Source organism: uncultured Sulfitobacter sp. (genome assembly GCF_947502895.1).
Classification (GTDB): Bacteria; Pseudomonadota; Alphaproteobacteria; order Rhodobacterales; family Rhodobacteraceae; genus Sulfitobacter.
On record NZ_CANNBM010000002.1, the window covers coordinates 541,962 to 558,957 of the forward strand.

General features: G+C 57.8%; 18 protein-coding genes. 11 read left to right on the forward strand and 7 right to left on the reverse strand.

Annotation, left to right across the window (positions count from 1 at the left end):
• Window positions 1–17 precede the first annotated feature (17 nt).
• The 3 genes from Q0903_RS10580 to Q0903_RS10590 all read left to right on the forward strand — a co-directional run bounded on the left by Q0903_RS10580 (window position 18) and on the right by Q0903_RS10590 (window position 2,109).
• The gene (locus tag Q0903_RS10580) at window positions 18–452 is read left to right on the forward strand and encodes a TerB family tellurite resistance protein (protein ID WP_299029011.1); all 435 of its coding nucleotides are present in this window, start codon (window positions 18–20) and stop codon (window positions 450–452) included.
• A gap of 118 nt (window positions 453–570) precedes the next feature.
• On the forward strand, window positions 571–1,347 hold the full coding sequence (locus tag Q0903_RS10585) for an ATP-binding cassette domain-containing protein (RefSeq protein WP_299029008.1): 777 nt from the start codon (window positions 571–573) through the stop codon (window positions 1,345–1,347).
• Between the two features lie 33 nt (window positions 1,348–1,380).
• Window positions 1,381–2,109 (forward strand): transporter substrate-binding domain-containing protein, encoded by a 729-nt coding sequence (locus Q0903_RS10590; protein ID WP_299029005.1) that lies wholly within the window; start codon window positions 1,381–1,383, stop codon window positions 2,107–2,109.
• A 36-nt stretch (window positions 2,110–2,145) separates the two neighbouring features.
• Here the strand turns inward: Q0903_RS10590 and Q0903_RS10595 are convergent, their stop codons facing one another.
• Window positions 2,146–3,231 carry an FAD-dependent oxidoreductase gene (locus Q0903_RS10595; protein WP_299415095.1) on the reverse strand — a complete coding sequence of 362 codons (1,086 nt, stop codon included), beginning with the start codon at window positions 3,229–3,231 and terminating at the stop codon, window positions 2,146–2,148.
• Between the two features lie 111 nt (window positions 3,232–3,342).
• Here Q0903_RS10595 and Q0903_RS10600 point away from each other — a divergent pair, with 111 nt between their 5' ends.
• The 6 genes from Q0903_RS10600 (at window position 3,343) to Q0903_RS10625 (ending at window position 9,822) form a co-directional block, all read left to right on the forward strand.
• Window positions 3,343–4,224 (forward strand): ABC transporter permease subunit, encoded by an 882-nt coding sequence (locus Q0903_RS10600; RefSeq protein WP_299028999.1) that lies wholly within the window; start codon window positions 3,343–3,345, stop codon window positions 4,222–4,224.
• Entirely contained in the window at window positions 4,221–5,030 is an 810-nt protein-coding gene (locus tag Q0903_RS10605; protein WP_299415097.1) for an ABC transporter permease subunit, read from the forward strand. Before Q0903_RS10600 ends, Q0903_RS10605 begins: the two co-directional genes overlap by 4 nt.
• Before the next feature lie 98 nt (window positions 5,031–5,128).
• Complete coding sequence (locus Q0903_RS10610) at window positions 5,129–6,463, forward strand: glutamine synthetase family protein (RefSeq protein ID WP_299415099.1); 1,335 nt, start codon at window positions 5,129–5,131, stop codon at window positions 6,461–6,463.
• 3 nt (window positions 6,464–6,466) lie between these two features.
• Entirely contained in the window at window positions 6,467–7,150 is a 684-nt protein-coding gene (locus tag Q0903_RS10615; RefSeq protein WP_299415101.1) for a type 1 glutamine amidotransferase, read from the forward strand.
• The gene (locus tag Q0903_RS10620; protein WP_299415103.1) at window positions 7,150–8,508 is read left to right on the forward strand and encodes a glutamine synthetase family protein; all 1,359 of its coding nucleotides are present in this window, start codon (window positions 7,150–7,152) and stop codon (window positions 8,506–8,508) included. The genes Q0903_RS10615 and Q0903_RS10620 overlap by 1 nt, the downstream gene beginning before the upstream one ends.
• A gap of 9 nt (window positions 8,509–8,517) precedes the next feature.
• Entirely contained in the window at window positions 8,518–9,822 is a 1,305-nt protein-coding gene (locus Q0903_RS10625) for an FAD-binding oxidoreductase (RefSeq protein ID WP_299415104.1), read from the forward strand.
• Between the two features lie 175 nt (window positions 9,823–9,997).
• Here Q0903_RS10625 and phaR read toward each other — a convergent pair whose 3' ends face one another.
• The 3 genes from phaR to phaC form a co-directional block, all read right to left on the reverse strand.
• On the reverse strand, window positions 9,998–10,549 hold the full coding sequence (phaR, locus tag Q0903_RS10630; RefSeq protein WP_299028980.1) for a polyhydroxyalkanoate synthesis repressor PhaR: 552 nt from the start codon (window positions 10,547–10,549) through the stop codon (window positions 9,998–10,000).
• Window positions 10,550–10,683: 134 nt separating this feature from the next.
• Entirely contained in the window at window positions 10,684–11,133 is a 450-nt protein-coding gene (locus Q0903_RS10635; RefSeq protein ID WP_299028977.1) for a phasin, PhaP, read from the reverse strand.
• A gap of 179 nt (window positions 11,134–11,312) precedes the next feature.
• Complete coding sequence (phaC, locus tag Q0903_RS10640; protein WP_299028975.1) at window positions 11,313–13,118, reverse strand: class I poly(R)-hydroxyalkanoic acid synthase; 1,806 nt, start codon at window positions 13,116–13,118, stop codon at window positions 11,313–11,315.
• A gap of 115 nt (window positions 13,119–13,233) precedes the next feature.
• Between phaC and phaZ the strand changes: the two genes are divergently transcribed.
• Both phaZ and Q0903_RS10650 read left to right on the forward strand, forming a co-directional pair.
• On the forward strand, window positions 13,234–14,583 hold the full coding sequence (gene phaZ, locus Q0903_RS10645) for a polyhydroxyalkanoate depolymerase (protein WP_299028973.1): 1,350 nt from the start codon (window positions 13,234–13,236) through the stop codon (window positions 14,581–14,583).
• A gap of 4 nt (window positions 14,584–14,587) precedes the next feature.
• Window positions 14,588–15,157: a DUF6151 family protein gene (locus Q0903_RS10650; protein ID WP_299415106.1), complete on the forward strand. Its 570-nt coding sequence runs from the start codon at window positions 14,588–14,590 to the stop codon at window positions 15,155–15,157.
• Between the two features lie 12 nt (window positions 15,158–15,169).
• Here Q0903_RS10650 and Q0903_RS10655 read toward each other — a convergent pair whose 3' ends face one another.
• From Q0903_RS10655 to Q0903_RS10665, 3 genes are all read right to left on the reverse strand, one after another.
• The gene (locus tag Q0903_RS10655) at window positions 15,170–15,880 is read right to left on the reverse strand and encodes an alpha/beta fold hydrolase (RefSeq protein WP_299028967.1); all 711 of its coding nucleotides are present in this window, start codon (window positions 15,878–15,880) and stop codon (window positions 15,170–15,172) included.
• A gap of 62 nt (window positions 15,881–15,942) precedes the next feature.
• Window positions 15,943–16,551, reverse strand: coding sequence for a hypothetical protein (locus Q0903_RS10660; protein WP_299416044.1), 609 nt, complete (start codon window positions 16,549–16,551; stop codon window positions 15,943–15,945).
• Between the two features lie 17 nt (window positions 16,552–16,568).
• Window positions 16,569–16,994, reverse strand: a complete 426-nt coding sequence (locus Q0903_RS10665; RefSeq protein ID WP_299028964.1) for a VOC family protein — start codon at window positions 16,992–16,994, stop codon at window positions 16,569–16,571.
• Window positions 16,995–16,996 lie beyond the last annotated feature (2 nt).

The window sequence follows — 16,996 nt, forward strand, 5'->3', positions numbered from 1 at the left end:
CGCCTAGGTTATCCTTTATGTTTGCAGATCTATTAAAACGGCTGACCGTGTCGGCCCCCGCCCCGATGCCCGACACTGATGCCCGCCTTGCGCTCACCGCGCTGCTGGTCCGCGTTGCACGCTCTGACAATGAATACAGCACTGCAGAACGGGGCCGTATTCAGGATATTATCACCGCGCGCTACGGCCTTGAAGGCGCAGAGCGCGATGCGCTTTTGACCGATGCGGAAACGCTGGAGTCTGAGGCGCCGGACACCGTGCGCTTTACCCGCTCGATCAAGGATGCTGTGGCCTATGATGACCGCCTCGCTGTGGTAGAGGCGCTGTGGCAAGTTGTGCTGGCAGATGGCGCACGCGCCAAGGAAGAGGACGCATTGCTACGGTTGGTGGCAAATCTTTTGGGCATCACGGATATGGACAGCGCACAGGCGCGCAAACGCGTCGAGGGCTGATGCGATACCCCTTGGGTGTTGACCAAAGAGGAAGTCTTGCAGCCATATGCCATTGCGCATTGCATAAGAGGTGATTCTCGCGTCATATGCCCGCCGGAACGCAACGTATGGACCAGCCGTGACAGCAGACACTCCCGTGATCGAAATCCGCGACCTGCACAAAGCCTACGGTGCTTTGGAGGTTTTGAAAGGCGTCAGCATCGCAGCACCCAAAGGCCATGTCGTCTCCCTTATAGGGTCGTCAGGCTCGGGCAAGTCGACCCTGCTGCGCTGCTGCAATCTGCTGGAAAACAGTCAGCAAGGCGAAGTTCTGTTCAAGGGCGAGCCTGTGTCGTGGCGCGACGGTGATCACAATCGCCGACCCAGCGATGCCAAACAGGTCGTACGCATCCGTACCAATCTCAGCATGGTCTTCCAGCAGTTCAACCTTTGGGCGCACATGACCATCCTCGAAAACGTGATGGAGGCGCCCCTGACGGTTCTGGGCCGTGACCGCGCCGAGGTTGAGACAGCCGCACGGCGCTATCTGGACAAGGTGGGCATCGGCGACAAATGCGATGTTTATCCCGCGCAGCTGTCGGGTGGACAGCAACAACGCGCCGCCATCGCGCGCGCGCTGTGCATGGAGCCCGAAGCCCTGCTGTTTGACGAGCCGACCAGCGCGCTGGACCCAGAGCTTGAGCAAGAGGTGATCCGTGTCATCAAAGATCTGGCCGCCGAAGGGCGCACAATGCTGATCGTGACACATGATATGAAACTGGCCGCCGATGTATCGGACACTGTCGTGTTCCTGCATCAGGGTCTGATCGAAGAACAAGGGCCGCCAGAGACGCTGTTCGGCGCGCCCAAATCAGAGCGACTGCGCGGGTTCCTTTCGGCAACCCACGCCGCATAAAACCTTAAATGGTAACCCCTGGGAGACACCAAAATGAAAAACCTTATTCTTGCGACATCCGCACTGGCCCTCACGGCTGGTATGGCAATGGCTGACGGTCACGGCAAAACGATCCGCCTCGGCACCGAGGGCGCTTACCCCCCCTATAACTTCCTCAACGACGCCGGCGAAGTCGACGGTTTTGAGCGTGAAGTGGGCGATGAGCTGTGCAAGCGCGCAGAGCTGACTTGTGAGTGGGTCACAAACGAGTGGGACAGCATCATCCCGAACCTCGTTTCCGGCAACTACGACGTCATCATTGCAGGCATGTCCATCACAGACGAGCGTGACGAAGTCATCGACTTCTCCGATCCCTACACACTGCCAGACCCCTCCTCGTATCTCGCCATGGGCGAGCTGGATTTGTCCAGCGCAGTTGTCGCAGCACAGACAGGCACGATTCAGGCGTCCCATGTCGCCTCCATGGACGGCGCGACACTTGTTGAATTCGCCACACCCGAAGAAACTGTCGCAGCTGTGAAAAACGGCGAAGCGGATGCGGTTCTGGCCGACAAATCCTTCCTTGCGCCAATTGCCGAAGCAGACGGTGATCTGCAACTTCTGGCGCAGGACGAGCTGCTGGGCGGCGGTATCGGCCTTGGCATCCGTGAAAGCGATGGCGAGCTGCGCGCAAAGTTCAACACCGCGATCCAGTCCATGAAAGCGGACGGCTCGCTCAACGCGCTGATCGCAAAGTGGCTGCCCGAAGCGGCACAGTTCTGATCTAGCTACTTGAGGCGGGCCAGCACTGGTCCGCCTCTACCCGCCAAACCGCGCGGGACGATAGGGCGCCAACAGCGCGCCTGACGTATTAGACACCCCTTCCAGCATTTCGTGCGCCACCAATTCGCCCGCGAGCGCACCAAGGGTGATCCCCGAATGCATGCAGGCCACATGCAGCCCCTCGCGCACAGCGCCAATCACGGGCAATCCGTCTTGAGGCACAGGCCGATGGGCCAGCGTCAGTTCCTGCCAGTCCAGACCTTTATCCCCCAGCAGTGCGCGCAACCGCACCAGTACATCGGCTGCTGTGTCTTCCAGACTGCTTGTCAAAACCTCTGACGTGTCGCCCTGATGATCCACAGCAGCAGGCATCAGCAATGTGCCGTCGGGCAATTGCCGCAGCTCGCCGAATTCCGACACAAGAATATGCCGTAGGAGGGGTGCGACAGGCCGCGAGCGCAGGACCAGCGCAGGTCTGCGCACCATCGGCAAGGGCGCTCCTGCATACGCCATCAGCCCCGCACTGCCTGTACCTGCAGCGATCAGGACGTGATCGGCGGTGGTAATCCCTGCCTCCGTCCGGATACCTGTAATGCGGCCCCCTTGTTCAACCAGCCCAAGCACCTTAAGGCCACGCAACCGCTGTGCGCCTGCATCCACGGCGCTCTGTAACAAGCGCTCGTTTACGGCAGTACTGTCTGCCGCTGCTTCTTGTTGAAAATGCAGGGCACGTTCGGGCGGGGTAGCCACATGCGGCTCCAGTGCGGCAAACGCGTCGCGGTCTACCTCGTGCAGGTCATAACCCAGCGCCGATAGCCTGTCGCGCTCCGCGTCAAAAGCCGCGCCAGTTTCCTCCCAACATAACGTACCCTGCCATACTACTGGCAGCTCAAGCCGCGCCTGCAGCCGGTGCCATGCAGCAAGCCCCTCGTGGCGAAGCCTGAAATGCGCTGTGTCATGATGAAAACTGGCGTTGATCCACCCGAAAGAGGCCGCAGTCGCCGAAGCCGCGCCAGAATCCACAACAATCACCCGCGCGCCCGCAGATTGCAGCGCATCGGCTACCGCAGCGCCGATGATGCCCGCTCCAACGACAATGACTGATGGTCCCGTTACGCTCATGACTTACCCACTCGTTTATGCATCTCGACAGTGACGCGTGCGAAATGAAACGGCAAGAGGTTGACAACCCCAGCCCGCTGCGAAAACTGGCGTATTAGAAAAGAGTGCACCATGTTCCAGTTTTGCTCAGACCCAGACCAACTAGAGAGCCTCCGTTGGTTCAGCTGCTACCTGACCACAGGCAAGCACATGAACCTCTATTGGTCCGTTCTCACTGTGCTGACCCTGCTGGCAATTACGGCGCCCACGGCCCTCGCCTTCGGCTTTGCCGGTGCGTCCGCTGCGCGGTCGCGTGTGGCCCCCCTGCGCTGGTTCGGCAAAACCTACATCGCCATTGTGCGCGGCGTGCCCGATATTGCATTTTTTCTGTTTTTCGTCATCGCACTGGATCAGGGCATTGAATACCTGCGCCACAAAGCCCTGTGCGCTGATTGGGATCAGCCAATCCGGCAGGGCAATGACTTCATCGTGTGTCAGGCCGCCAAGATGCCACTGGGCAACGCGCCACAATGGGTACACGAGACATACGGCTTTGCCATTGCCGTACTGACCTTTGCGATTGTTTTCGGGGCCTTTGCGGGCAACGTGCTGTTCGGTGCCATGCGCGCTGTACCCCGCGCCCAGATCGAAACCGCCGAGGCCTATGGTATGTCGCCCCGCCAGACGTTCCGCCGCGTTCTGGTTCCGCAGATGTGGGTCTATGCTCTTCCGGGTCTGGGCAATCTGTGGATGGTCCTGATCAAGGCCACGCCGCTGCTGTTTTTGTTGGGGATTGAGGATATCGTCTATTGGGCGCGCGAGCTTGGCGGCTCTAAAACGCCGCGATTTACCGAATACCCGCACCCAGACTGGCGCATGTGGTACTTCCTTGCGCTGCTGGTATTCTACCTGATCTTTACCCGTATTTCAGAACTCGTCATTGACCGATTGATGCGCCGTCTGACCCACGGCCAAGCCACCACCGGCGGCGAAGCGCAAAGGAATATGGCATGAGTGCCTGCCTCCAGACCATTCAGGACTACGGCCTGCGCGCCATCGGCATCGGCGAGCGTCTGCTCCCGCGTGAAGATTTCACCCTATGCCAGCAGTTCACGCTGATCGGCTCGGGCATGATCTGGAACATCTATTTCGGCCTGACCGCACTTGTGATCGGTTTCTTTATCGCAACGGCGCTGGCGATGGGCAAAGCCAGCCGTCACCGAGTTCTGCGCAAACCCAGTGAGTGGTTTATCTTTGTCTTTCGCGGCTCGCCGCTGTTCATCCAGTTCTTCTTTGCCTACTTCGTTTTCCTCAGCCTCAAATCGCAATACGCCTTCTTTGATCCCTTTACCGCCGCATGGCTTGGTGCGTTGATTGTGCTGGTCTGCAACACCTCCGCCTACTCTGCCGAGATTTTTTATGGCGCGCTACAATCCATCCCCAAGGGCGATGTGGAGGCGGCTGATGCTTATGGCCTCACGGGCTGGACGCGGTTCAAACGGGTGATCTGGCCCACCATGATGCGCCTTGCATGGCCCGCCTACACGAACGAGGCGATCTTTCTGTTCCACGCAACGACACTGGTCTATATCTCCAGCTTTCCGGCGTGGCAGCAGCGCGGTGATGCGCTGTATTACGCCAGCTATTTTGCCGATAAGACATTCAACCCGTTTATTCCCTACCCGATCCTTGCGGGATATTTCATTTTGCTGACGCTGGTCATCATCTCGTTGTACGGGTTGGCAAACCGCCGCCTCAACCGCCATCTGCCTGCCGAGAAGCGCCAAAAATTGCGCTTGCGCCCTAATCTGATACGGTAGTATCAATAATTTGATCAAATCCCGTGGCGCTGGCCACAGGCAGTTGGCGTTCATCGTTTCCGAACACCGACATGTGCCAGCCCACCCTATGGTGACCTATGCACAACTGGCTTCGAAAAAATCCCTCCGTTCGCACAATTCGTGTGGCAGCTGCTGATCTAAATGGCGTTCCGCGCGGCAAGCGTATCCCGACCCGCTTTGCAGACAAGATAACGCAGGACGGCACGCGCTTTCCCTTTTCTGTTCTCAATCTCGATATTTGGGGCGAAGATATCGACAACAGCCCGCTGGTGTTTGACACAGGTGACCGTGACGGCGTTCTGAAACCGACAGAACGTGGCTTTATGCCTATGCCATGGCTGGACGCACCCAGTGCGCTGCTGCCCATCTGGATGTTCCACGAGGATGGCCGCCCCTATGCGGGCGATCCCCGCCATGCCCTGCGCGCCGTGCTGGATCGCTTCAAGGCGCGGGGCCTGACCCCCGTATGCGCGGTAGAGCTTGAGTTTTTTCTGATCGACGACAGTGGCCGCAAGCTGCAAATCCCCCCGTCCGAGCGTTCGGGCAAGCGGCGCAAAGGCGCTGAAACGCTCAGCATCCGCGCGCTGGACCAGTTTGACCAGTTCTTTACCGATCTTTATGACGCCTGCGAAGAAATGGATATTCCCGCCGATACCGCCATTTCCGAGGCGGGGTTGGGCCAGTTCGAAATAAACATGATGCACTGCGACGACGCCCTGCGCGCCGCAGACGATGCGTGGCTGTTCAAGATGCTGGTGCGCGGCCTTGCGCGGCGTCACGGCTTTGCCGCCAGCTTCATGGCGAAACCTTACAAAGACTATGCCGGCTCTGGTCTGCACACACATTTCTCTGTGCTGGATTCCGAAGGCAATAATATCTTTGACAACGGCGGGCCGGAAGGCACGGATGTGATGCGCCACGCAGTTGCAGGGTGTATGAACGCCATGCAGGGCTCTGCCCTCGTCTTTGCCCCGCACGCCAACAGCTTTGACCGCATGGTGCCGGGTAGCCATGCGCCAACAGGCGTCAGTTGGGCTTATGAAAACCGCACCTCGGCCATTCGTATTCCTTCAGGCAACTTTGCCGCGCGCCGGATCGAGCATCGCGTGTCGGGCGGTGATGTGAACCCCTATCTGATGCTGGCCGCTGTTCTGGGTGCCGCAATCAACGGAATCGAAGACGGGGTTGAGCCACCTGCACCAATCACTGGCAACGCCTATGCAGCCGAGCTTCCGCAAATCCCGCACACATGGGCCACAGCAATTGACGCCTTTGAAAAGGACGCGCAAATCGCCCGCATCTTTGCGCCTGAATTGATCCAGAACCTTGTTCTGACAAAGCGGCAGGAACTACATTATATGCGAGAACTCAGCCCTGCCGAGCAGGTCGAGATTTATCTGGATACGGTATAAACGATGAAAATTGGTATTCTGCAAACAGGCCACGCGCCTGAAGGTATGGTCGAGCTGCAAGGCGACTACGACAATATGTTCGAGAAAATGCTCGATGGTCATGATTTCACCTTCCAGACGTTCTCGGTGGTGGATGGCGAGTTTCCCTCCACGCCCCAAGACGCCGATGGCTGGCTTATCACCGGCTCAAAACATGGCGCATATGAGGATCATGCGTGGATTCCCCCGCTGGAAGATCTGATCCGTGACATCCATGCTGCCGACAAACCCATGATCGGTGTCTGTTTCGGCCACCAGATCATTGCACAGGCGATGGGCGGCAAAGTGGTTAAGTTCGAGGGCGGCTGGTCGGTCGGGCGCACCGAATACACCATCGACGGCAAGCAAGTCGCCCTCAATGCATGGCATCAGGACCAGGTCGTTGAACTGCCCCATGGCGCAGATGTGCTGGGTCATTCGGATTTCTGCGCCAATGCGGTGCTGGCCTACGGCGATAGCATCTGGACGATCCAGCCCCACCCCGAATTCCCAGCAGCCTCCGTTGATGTGCTGATCAGGACACGCGGCAAAGGGGTCGTTCCTGATGATCTGTTAGCCACTGCGACTGATAGACTGGAGCAACCCACCCACAACGCCGATATGGCCAGACACATGGCGCAATTTTTCAAAAGCAAAGCGAGGGCCTGATGGCCGATTGGACCAAAAACCTGCCACCTGCCGCCGCCGCCTATCTGGAGGGCCGCCGCCTCGACGAGGTCGAATGTATCATCCCCGATCTACCTGGCATTGCGCGCGGCAAAGCGGTCCCCGCCTCCAAATTCGCACGACAAGAGAATTTCCATCTGCCCGACAGCATTTTTTACCAGACCATCACAGGCAACTGGGGCGAGGCAGCAGGCGAGGAAGGCTTTATCGAAAAGGACATGGTCCTGCGTCCCGATATGTCCACCGCAACCGCTGCCCCCTGGACAGGCGACTGGACGCTTCAGGTCATCCACGACGCCTATGATCGCAACGGTAATGTCATTGAATTCAGCCCCCGCAACGTTCTCAAACGCGTGGTCGCTCTCTACCGTGCCGAAGGTTGGGAGCCTGTGGTCGCCCCTGAAATGGAGTTCTTTCTGACCGCGCGCAACCTCGACCCCGCCCATGAAATCAAACCGATGATGGGCCGCTCCGGCCGCCCTGCCGCCGCGCGACAGGCCTACTCCATGACCGCTGTAGATGAGTTCGGCCCTGTGATCGACGACATTTACGATTTTGCCGAGGCGCAGGGTTTCGAGATTGACGGCATCACGCAGGAAGGCGGTGCAGGCCAGCTGGAGATCAACCTGCTGCACGGTGATCCTGTGCAGCTAGCCGATGAGGTGTTCTATTTCAAACGCCTGATCCGCGAGGCGGCCATGCGTCACGACTGCTATGCCACCTTCATGGCCAAACCCATCGCAGACGAACCCGGGTCAGCCATGCACATCCACCATTCGGTTTTGGATGCAAAAACCGGCGCGAACATTTTCTCTGCCGAAAATGGCGACGAGACTGCCGCCTTTATGCACTTCATCGCAGGGCTACAGAACCACATGCCCAGCGCATTGGCTGTAATCGCGCCCTACGTGAACAGCTACCGCCGTTATGTCAAAGATCACGCGGCACCCATCAACCTCGAATGGGGGCGTGACAACCGCACAACGGGCATCCGCGTGCCGCTGTCCGGTCCTGCCGCACGGCGCGTCGAAAATCGCCTTGCAGGTATGGATTGCAACCCGTACCTCGGCATCGCAGCATCGCTTGCGTGTGGCTATCTGGGCCTGAAAGAACAGCAGGTTCCAATGTCCGAATTCAAAGGTGATGCTTACGATGGCGATGGTGACATCCCCCGCACGATGGGCGAGGCGTTGCGCGTGTTCAGCGAAGCAGAAGCCCTCCACGAGGTCCTCGGCCAAGATTTTGCCCGCGTCTACGCGATTGTAAAAGAGGCCGAATATGACGAGTTTCTGCAGGTGATCTCCCCTTGGGAGCGCGAGCATCTGTTGCTCAACGTCTGAGGCAGGAGAATGGACCTGCTCTATGCCAATGACACGCGCGGCGCCTACCCGCCCAGCTGGTATGCCGCAACGGCCAATACCCTCCCCCCCTTTGAGCCATTGCAAGGCGCACAGCGCGCCGATGTCTGCATTGTCGGTGCGGGCTATACAGGTCTCTCGGCCGCGCTACACTTAGCCCAAGCGGGCCGCAGCGTCGTTCTGCTAGATGCGCAGCGCTTGGGCTTTGGTGCATCAGGGCGCAACGGGGGGCAGCTCGGCTCGGGCCAGCGGATGGATCAGGATGCGCTGGAGGCGCTTGTCGGCGATCCAGAAGCAGCCAAGCTCTGGGCCTTGGCAGAAGATGCAAAAAACCTCGTGAAGTCGCTGATCGCCGGGCATCAGATCGACTGCCAAATCAAACCAGGTGTCGCATGGACGGGCTCTTCGACGAAAGAGGTCCGCCATCTGCATGAATATGCCGAACATCTTGCGCAGAAATACAGCTATCGGCACATCGAAACGCTTGATCATAAGGCGCTGCAATCGGTCTGCCCTTCGCCAGACTATCTCGGCGGAATTCTTGATGCAGATGCAGCACACCTGCATCCGCTAAACTATGCTCTGGGCCTTGCCCGCGCTGCCGCAGCAGCCGGAGTGCGCATTCACGAAAGCAGCGCAGTCCGACAAATCGCAGAAGGCAGTCCGGCAACCGTCAATACAGACGCAGGTCATGTAGTTGCCGATCACGTAATTCTTGCCTGCAACGGTTATCTGGGTGGGCTCAACGGGCAAGTGGCGGCACGGGTCATGCCCATAAACAATTTCATCATCGCCACCGAACCCCTAGGCGCACGTGTGGCCGATGTGTTGCCCCGCGATATAGCTGTCGCCGACAGCCGATTTGTCGTCAACTACTTCCGCCTCAGCCATGACGGTAGGCTGCTCTTTGGCGGCGGCGAAAGCTATAGTTACCGCTTTCCCACAGACATCGCAGCAAAAGTGCGCAAACCCATGTCAGTAGTCTTTCCAGCCCTGAAAGACGTGCAAATAGATTATGCTTGGGGCGGCACACTGGGCATCACAATGAAACGCCTGCCCTATCTGGCGCGGACCAGCACCAACATCCTCTCGGCTTCGGGCTATTCAGGCCACGGTGTCGGCACTGCAACCCACGCGGGTCAGCTGATGGCACAGGCGATCATCGGACAAGACGACGGGTTTAACACACTCGCGGCACTGCCCAACACCCCCTTTCCCGGCGGTCCATCCCTGCGCAGTCCGCTTCTGGTGCTCGCCATGTGCTGGTATGCAATGCGTGACCGCATCGGGCTCTGAGCCCTCCATCCCCCTATTTTTCCTGGCCTTATATTCTCCGGGGGAGAGGGCGTAAACGCCCTCGGGGGCTGGCCCCCGAATACGCCCGCTAAAAGAAATCACATAAAAAAGGCGGGCTCACACCCGCCTCACGCACCAAGTATATCACCACGGGCCATGGCCCGTGTCCGTGCGGTCACTTCAGTTTGGACAGCTTGTCCTGCAGTTCAGCCAACTGACGCTTGATCGCTTCCAGATCCTCGCCGCTCTGGGCGGCAGGTTTTTCGGGTTCTGGTGCAGCACCGCCTGCGGGCCAGGTGCCTGTCATCGCTTTCATGAACGCTTCTTGCTGCGCCTGCATTGCATCAAACCCCGGCATTTTTGCCAGCGGGTTCATCGAGGTCATGTTTTCCATCACCTTGCTCTGCCCGTCGCGCAACATAGCAAAGGACTGCTGCAAGAACTCGGGCACCACACTGACCTTGCCGGTCATGTAGCTGCGCACCAAATCGTTCAGCACATCCACCGGCAGCACGCTCTCGCCGCGGCTCTCGTGTTCTGCGATAATCTGCAACAAGTACTGGCGTGTCAGGTCATCGCCCGATTTAAGGTCGACAATCTGCACCTCGCGGCCGTCTCGGATAAAGCCCGCAATATCCTCCAACGTCACATAGTCGCTGGTCTCGGTATTATAGAGCCGCCTGCTGGCGTATCTTTTGATCAAAAGGGATTTGCCTGTCTCAGCCACGAATGTTCCTCCCCAAAGGTGTGCTGCGTTGCAGCCTAGTCGCTGCATGCGCAAAAAGAAAGGGTGCGCTGCATGCAGCACACCCTTCCCTTACACCACCCCGACAGGGCGGCGCCTGTGTCTGGAAACCAGACTTATTTTGCTGTCGCTTTTTTCGCAGCAGCCTGAACTTCGCCAGTTGCTTTGGTCATTGCGGACTGTGCTTCTTCGGACATGTCTTTGCCGGCAGCCATCATCAGCTCAACTGTTTCCATCTGAACCTTCTTCGCAACTTCGGCAAATGCTGCCATGTGCTCGGACGCCGCTTCGGAGTATGCAGTTGCGAAATCTGTCATCGCTTTTGCATAGTCTGCTGGCTCGGCTTTGGCTTTCGCCATATCCGACAGCTTTGTTACCGTGTCTTTGGTCCATGCGGAAGAAATCTCGGTGGACTTCTCAACAGCTGTCAGGGCAACGCCAGACAGTTTTTCGTTCAGTGTTGCGGATGTCTTGAAAGACGCTTCCATGGATGTCGTGTCAACTGGGAACGCGCCCATGATGTCTTTGAGCATTGCAGTCATGTCAGGTGTTTTTGCAGTAGCCATTTTAATCGTCCTTTGTTTGCATCATCGAAGCATCAACGCCCCGTCTGAATTTCTATGCATCTGCTTGGGTGATCCCAAGGTTCTGCGTCTGCAAACAACATAGATGCTGCAGTGCGGCATTGCAAGTATTTTCTGCACTGCAGCATTTTTGACTGCCCCTAGGGAAACTCTTTGGAAAATCAGCCCCTTGCCTTGACCGCAACATATGTACCAGGCGCATCACACAAAATTTCTCTGCCGCCCTCACCCGGGATACGGGCGGGAATCATCTTGCCCGAGCGTTTGCGCAGCCACTTTTCCCACCGCGGCCACCACGACCCCTCATGGAACTTGGCACCCTCGCGCCAGTCCGCATGATCCAGCGCCAAATCGGTGTTGGTATAGTGGCCGTATTTGTTACGACTGGGCGGGTTCACGATTCCGGCGATATGGCCCGACTGGGTCATGATGAAGGTCTTGTCGGTACTGCCCATCTTTTGCACACCGCGATAGCTGTCTTTCCACGGTGCGATGTGATCGGTCTCGCAGGCGATGGCACACAGCGGCACATCCACCTCGTCCAGCACCAGATGATGCCCGCACAGATCATAACCGCTCTCGGCCAGTTCGTTTCGCTGGCACAGACCACGCAGATATTGCATCGCCATCTTGGCAGGCAGATTGGCCCCGTCCCCGTTCCAGTACAGCAGATCAAAGGCAGGCGGCGTTTCACCCATCATATAGCTTTTGACCGCTGGTCCGTAGACCAGATCGTTGGAGCGCAAAAATGAAAATGTCCGCGCCATAACGATGGAGGGTAGTATTCCCTTGTCTTCCGTCTCTGCCGCGATCCCGTCAATGAAATCATCGGTAAGGAAGGGCTGGAACTCCCCCTGATCGGAGAAATCCGTAAGCGCGGTAAAGAAAGTAGCGGATTTCACAGACTTTTCGCCCCGCTGCTTTAGCAATGACAGCGTCAGCGACAGGGTCGTGCCGGCAATGCAGTAGCCGACCGCATTCAGGTCTTTCTCTCCGGTAATTGCACGCACTTCGCGGAAGGCGGCTACATATCCGTCCTCGACATAGTCCTCCATACCGACATCGCGGTAGGTGCTGTCTGGGTTGATCCATGACACCATGAACAAGGTATATCCCTGATCCACCACCCACTTCACAAAGGAGTTCTGCGCCTTGAGGTCAAGGATATAGTATTTGTTGATCCAAGGCGGAAAAACGACCAATGGCTTGGCGTGTACTTCCTCGGTGGTTGGCATGTACTGGATCAGCTCGAACATCCGGTTGCGGTAGACCACCTTGCCGGGTGTGGTGGCGATATTGCCGCCCAGCTCGAAAGCATCCTCATCCGCAAGGCGCACGATCATTTCGCCGTTGTTGGCTTCCAGATCCGAGATCAGGTTTTCCAGCCCTTTGATCAGGCTCTCGCCTTCGGTATCCACGGCGCGTTGCAGCGCATCGGGATTGGTCGCCAGAAAGTTGGTCGGGCTCATCATGTCAATGATCTGACGCGAGAAATAGGCAAGCCGCTGCTTTTCACGCGGCTCCATGTCGCCCACATCCTCAACCGCCTTCGAGATCGCCTCCGCGTTCATCAGGTACTGCTGTTTGACAAAGTTAAAGTAAGGGTGCTGCTCCCACATCGGGTTTGTGAAACGCCGGTCCGTCCCTGTACGATCTTCAGGCGCCGAGAGGGTCCCCTTGGCCAGCGCCTGCTGCGCCTCCACAAAATGCGTGACTGATTTGGTCCAGAATTCCAGCTGGTGTTCTATCAGTTTGGCCGGGTTCGTCACCGCCTCCTGCATGTACCCCTTCGCAGCCTTTGCGAACAATTCCTGATTTGGGCCATCAAGCGCCGCTTGGTGGGTATGACGGTTTGCCAAAACCTGCGTCAGACGGTCCCGCAGAGCGTCCACTTTGCTCAGGTTCTCGGTCATTCGTGCCAAAGATGCCGCAGTCGGTTTATCGTGATTTTCAGAATTAGTTGTCATCTTAATACTTCCGTCCTATGTTCGCACCTGCAGCATTTTGAGTCAGCCACCCCATCGTGAGGCGCGCGGCACAGTTTGTACCCCAGTTCTTGGGCATTGGTTTAGGAGTTCCACAATGCGCTTTATGGCATCTTACGATATGATGGAGACAATCCGAAACACTAATCAGTGGCTTGGTGCCTCTACGCTTGCAATGGCCTCTTACCCTGCCTTTTCTATGTTCCCCAACCCCGCGTTGCAATGGATGGGCGCGTGGGGCGAAGTCACAGAGCGCGCTTTCAGCCGTATGGTGACCAAGCCTGACTGGAATATTCCTCCCTTTGTTGGTGCAAATGGCACTGACCGTCTGGTTTATGAAGATATCGAGCTGAAAGGCGATTTTGGGGATCTGTTGCACTTCCGTGTGCAGGGACGTACCGAAAAGCGCCGCAAGGTGCTGTTGGTTGCGCCCATGTCGGGTCACTATGCAACACTGCTCCGCTCAACCGTGATCAGCCTTTTGCCCGATTGCGACCTTTATATCACCGACTGGCACAACGCCCGTGACATTCCTGTCAGTGCAGGCAAGTTCGATGTCGAAGACTATACCATGTATCTGGTGGACTATATTCGCCACCTCGGCCCCGACACTCATGTGATCGCTGTATGCCAGCCTGCGCCCTTGGCGCTGGTCGCCACCGCCTTTCTGGCCGAGGAAGACCCAGCCGCACAGCCCAGCAGCCTGACGCTGATCGGTGGCCCGATTGATCCAAGTGCTGCCCCCACCGAAGTCACAGACTTTGGCCATTCCGTTACCATGGGCCAGCTTGAGCAGTCGATGATCCAGCAGGTTGGTTTCAAGTACAAAGGCGTAGGCCGCATGGTCTACCCTGGTCTGTTGCAGCTCAGTTCTTTCATCTCCATGAACGCCGAGACGCATAAAAAGGCCTTTATGGATCAAATCAACCGTGTCGCTAACGGCGACGCGCACGAGCATGACAAGCACAACAAATTCTATGATGAGTATCTTTCCGTGATGGACATGACGGCCGAATTCTATCTGTCGACCGTGGATCGTGTTTTCAAAAATGGCGAAATCGCCAACAACGAGTTCACAATCAAAGGCAAGAAAGTGGACATCGGCAAGATTACAACCGTTGCTGTAAAAACGGTCGAAGGCTCCAAGGACGATATCTCGGCTCCTGGTCAGTGTATTGCAGCCCTTGCCCTGTGTAGCGGTGTGCCCGATGAGAAAAAGGCAAGCCACGTGGAAGAAGGCGCAGGCCATTACGGCATCTTCGCCGGCAAAAGCTGGCGCAACAACATCCGCCCCATGGTTCTCGACTTTATCGACGATAACGAGGTCCGCACCCCCCCCGGCTACCGGGTGAAAAAGGCAGCGGATGCCAAAGCAGCCAGCGCCAAAAGCAAGGCTGACAAATCTGCGGACAAAAAGAAGCCCGCCAACAAAAACGCGGCGGCCTGACGCCATGACAGACGTGCCCTTTTCTTGCAAATGCGGTGAGATCAAGGGCACGTTGCACGGTGCCTCGCCCACAACCGGCAATCATGTGCGCTGCTATTGCGCCGCGTGCCGCGCAGCTGTGCTCTATACAACTGGTCATGATCCGGAAGATCGCGGCGTAGAACTCTACCAGACAACGCCTGACAAGATCAGCTTTCAGCACGGGCGTGGCAATCTTGCTGTGTTTTCGTTTAATCCCGAAAAGCTGCTGCGCTATCGCGCTTCCTGCTGCGGAGTGCCGATGTTTACAATGCTGCCCACGCCCAAATTCGCAATGGCGGGCATGATGACCAACCTGCTTGCAGACACATCCGCCATCGGCCCTGTCGCGATGGAGGCTTTTGTGCCGCAGCCAGACGGCACATCCAAACATACGTCAGTGGTGCGTCTCTATGGCGGGACCATGTGGCGTGCCTTGATCGCGCGTATCACAGGCCGTTGGAAACAAACGTCATTCTTCGATATCACCACATGCAAACCTGTGAGCGAGGTCTACGTGCCTACAGCACAGGAACGCGAAAAGCTTCCGCTCTGAGCGCGGCAGCGCCTATTTCAATACATAGGGCTGGTTCATCCACGCACGCAGTGCGGCCGTGGTCTCGTCAGGCTGCTCAAGCGTGGGCAGATGGCCTGAATGCTCCAGCACTTCCAGATGTGCGTAAGGGATCAGTTCGGCCATAAACTCATGCCGTTTTGGCGGGCACAGCGCGTCATGTGCGCCACAAAGCACCAATGCAGGCACGCGGCATTTGCGCAGGGTCGCCTGCTGGTCCTTGCGTCGCTGCAATGCGCGGGACTGGCGGATGAACACCTCTGGTCCCAGCGTCTGGGCCATTTCCATCACCAGTTCCAACACTTCCGAACGGTAAGGCCCGGGCGCGAGGTAGTTGGGCTTCATCTCGTCACGCATCACTTCCATCATCCGACCCGAGCGGACCTTGACGATCTGCGGCTCGCGGTTGGCGGCAATCACCGGCGTTTCGGCCAGCGGGTTGGTATCCATCAGCGCAATGCGCGTTACGCGGTCGGGCGCGCGGCGCAAAATCTCCATCGCGACGATCCCGCCCATCGACAGCCCCGCCAGCGCAAAGCGTTTGGGCAGAATGTCCAGCAGAACCGAGGCAATCTCCTCGATCCGTTCACCCCCTGTGACGGGTGCAACCATGACAGCAGTGTCGCTGGACAGCTCTGCAATCTGCGGGCCAAACAGGCGTGCGTCACACATCATGCCCGGCAATAGAACCAGCGGCTCTTTCATGGTCTCTCCCCGTTTGCTGTCACGCTTCCGCAATGCCGTGCCGCGCGCGGGTGTGCAAGCCCTCAGGGATAGACAATGCCCCGAAACGGCGGGAAATCGGCATAACGGCGCGCACGTGTGGTCACGTCTTCCTCAGGCACGTGGCCTGCGCGCAGCAACATGCCGCGCGGTGCAATGTAGCTGCTGATCGTGCGCAACGGCTGTGGCCGCCAGACCAGATTGAAGGCGGCCAGTTTGGGAAAAAACCACATCTCGGAATAGGGCAAATGGTCATGCACCCACCACGCCAGATCGCGCCAGTCGCGGCCTTGGTCGTATTGGTCGGCAAACCACGGGATCACCAAAGATGTGCCACAAATCGCCGCCCCGTTCCAATCCCAGATATGACACTCGATCGGGTTGTCGCTGCGTGCGCAGTTCAGCTTGTTCTCGTTGCCGTAGGTGTTCAGCGCCGCCGACCGATAGCCAGATCTGATGGCGAGCCGCCCGAATGTCTCTTCCAACGGGTCCAACAAGTCCTGACACAGCCGCTGGCCGTGTCTGATCGCCAGATCAGGGTCGTCGGGAATGTTGGGAATACCGTGAAACGCGCTGATTTCACTCATCAAAAAGTCGCGCATGTAAAAGTGTTTGGACAGGCGCACACGGCCGAACGTCTCAAGGCTCCACATACTGCGCGGAGTGCGCATCAATAGCCGTTCCAGCGAAACGCACCCTCGCCCGACAACGGCGAATAAGGATTGTGCGACACTTCCCAGATGTTGCCTTCGGGATCCGCGAAATAGCCGATATGCCCGCCCCAGAACACATCAGACGCGGCGCGCAAGATACGCCCGCCTGCGGCTTCAGCCTGCGCCAGCAATGGCGCCACTTCGCCCTTGTCGCGCACATTGTACGAAAACGTAGTACCCCCGCGCCCCATATCCTCAACCGCGATCCCGATATCTTCGGCCAACTTCTCCAGCGGATAAAGGCCCAGCGTTTGCCCCAACAGATCAAACGCGATGACACCGTCCTGCGTTTCGACCCTTTGCCAGCCCAGCGCCTCATAGAACGCGGCAACCCCCGCCATGTCCCGCACACCAAGGGTGATAAGACTTATACGCTGTTCCATGC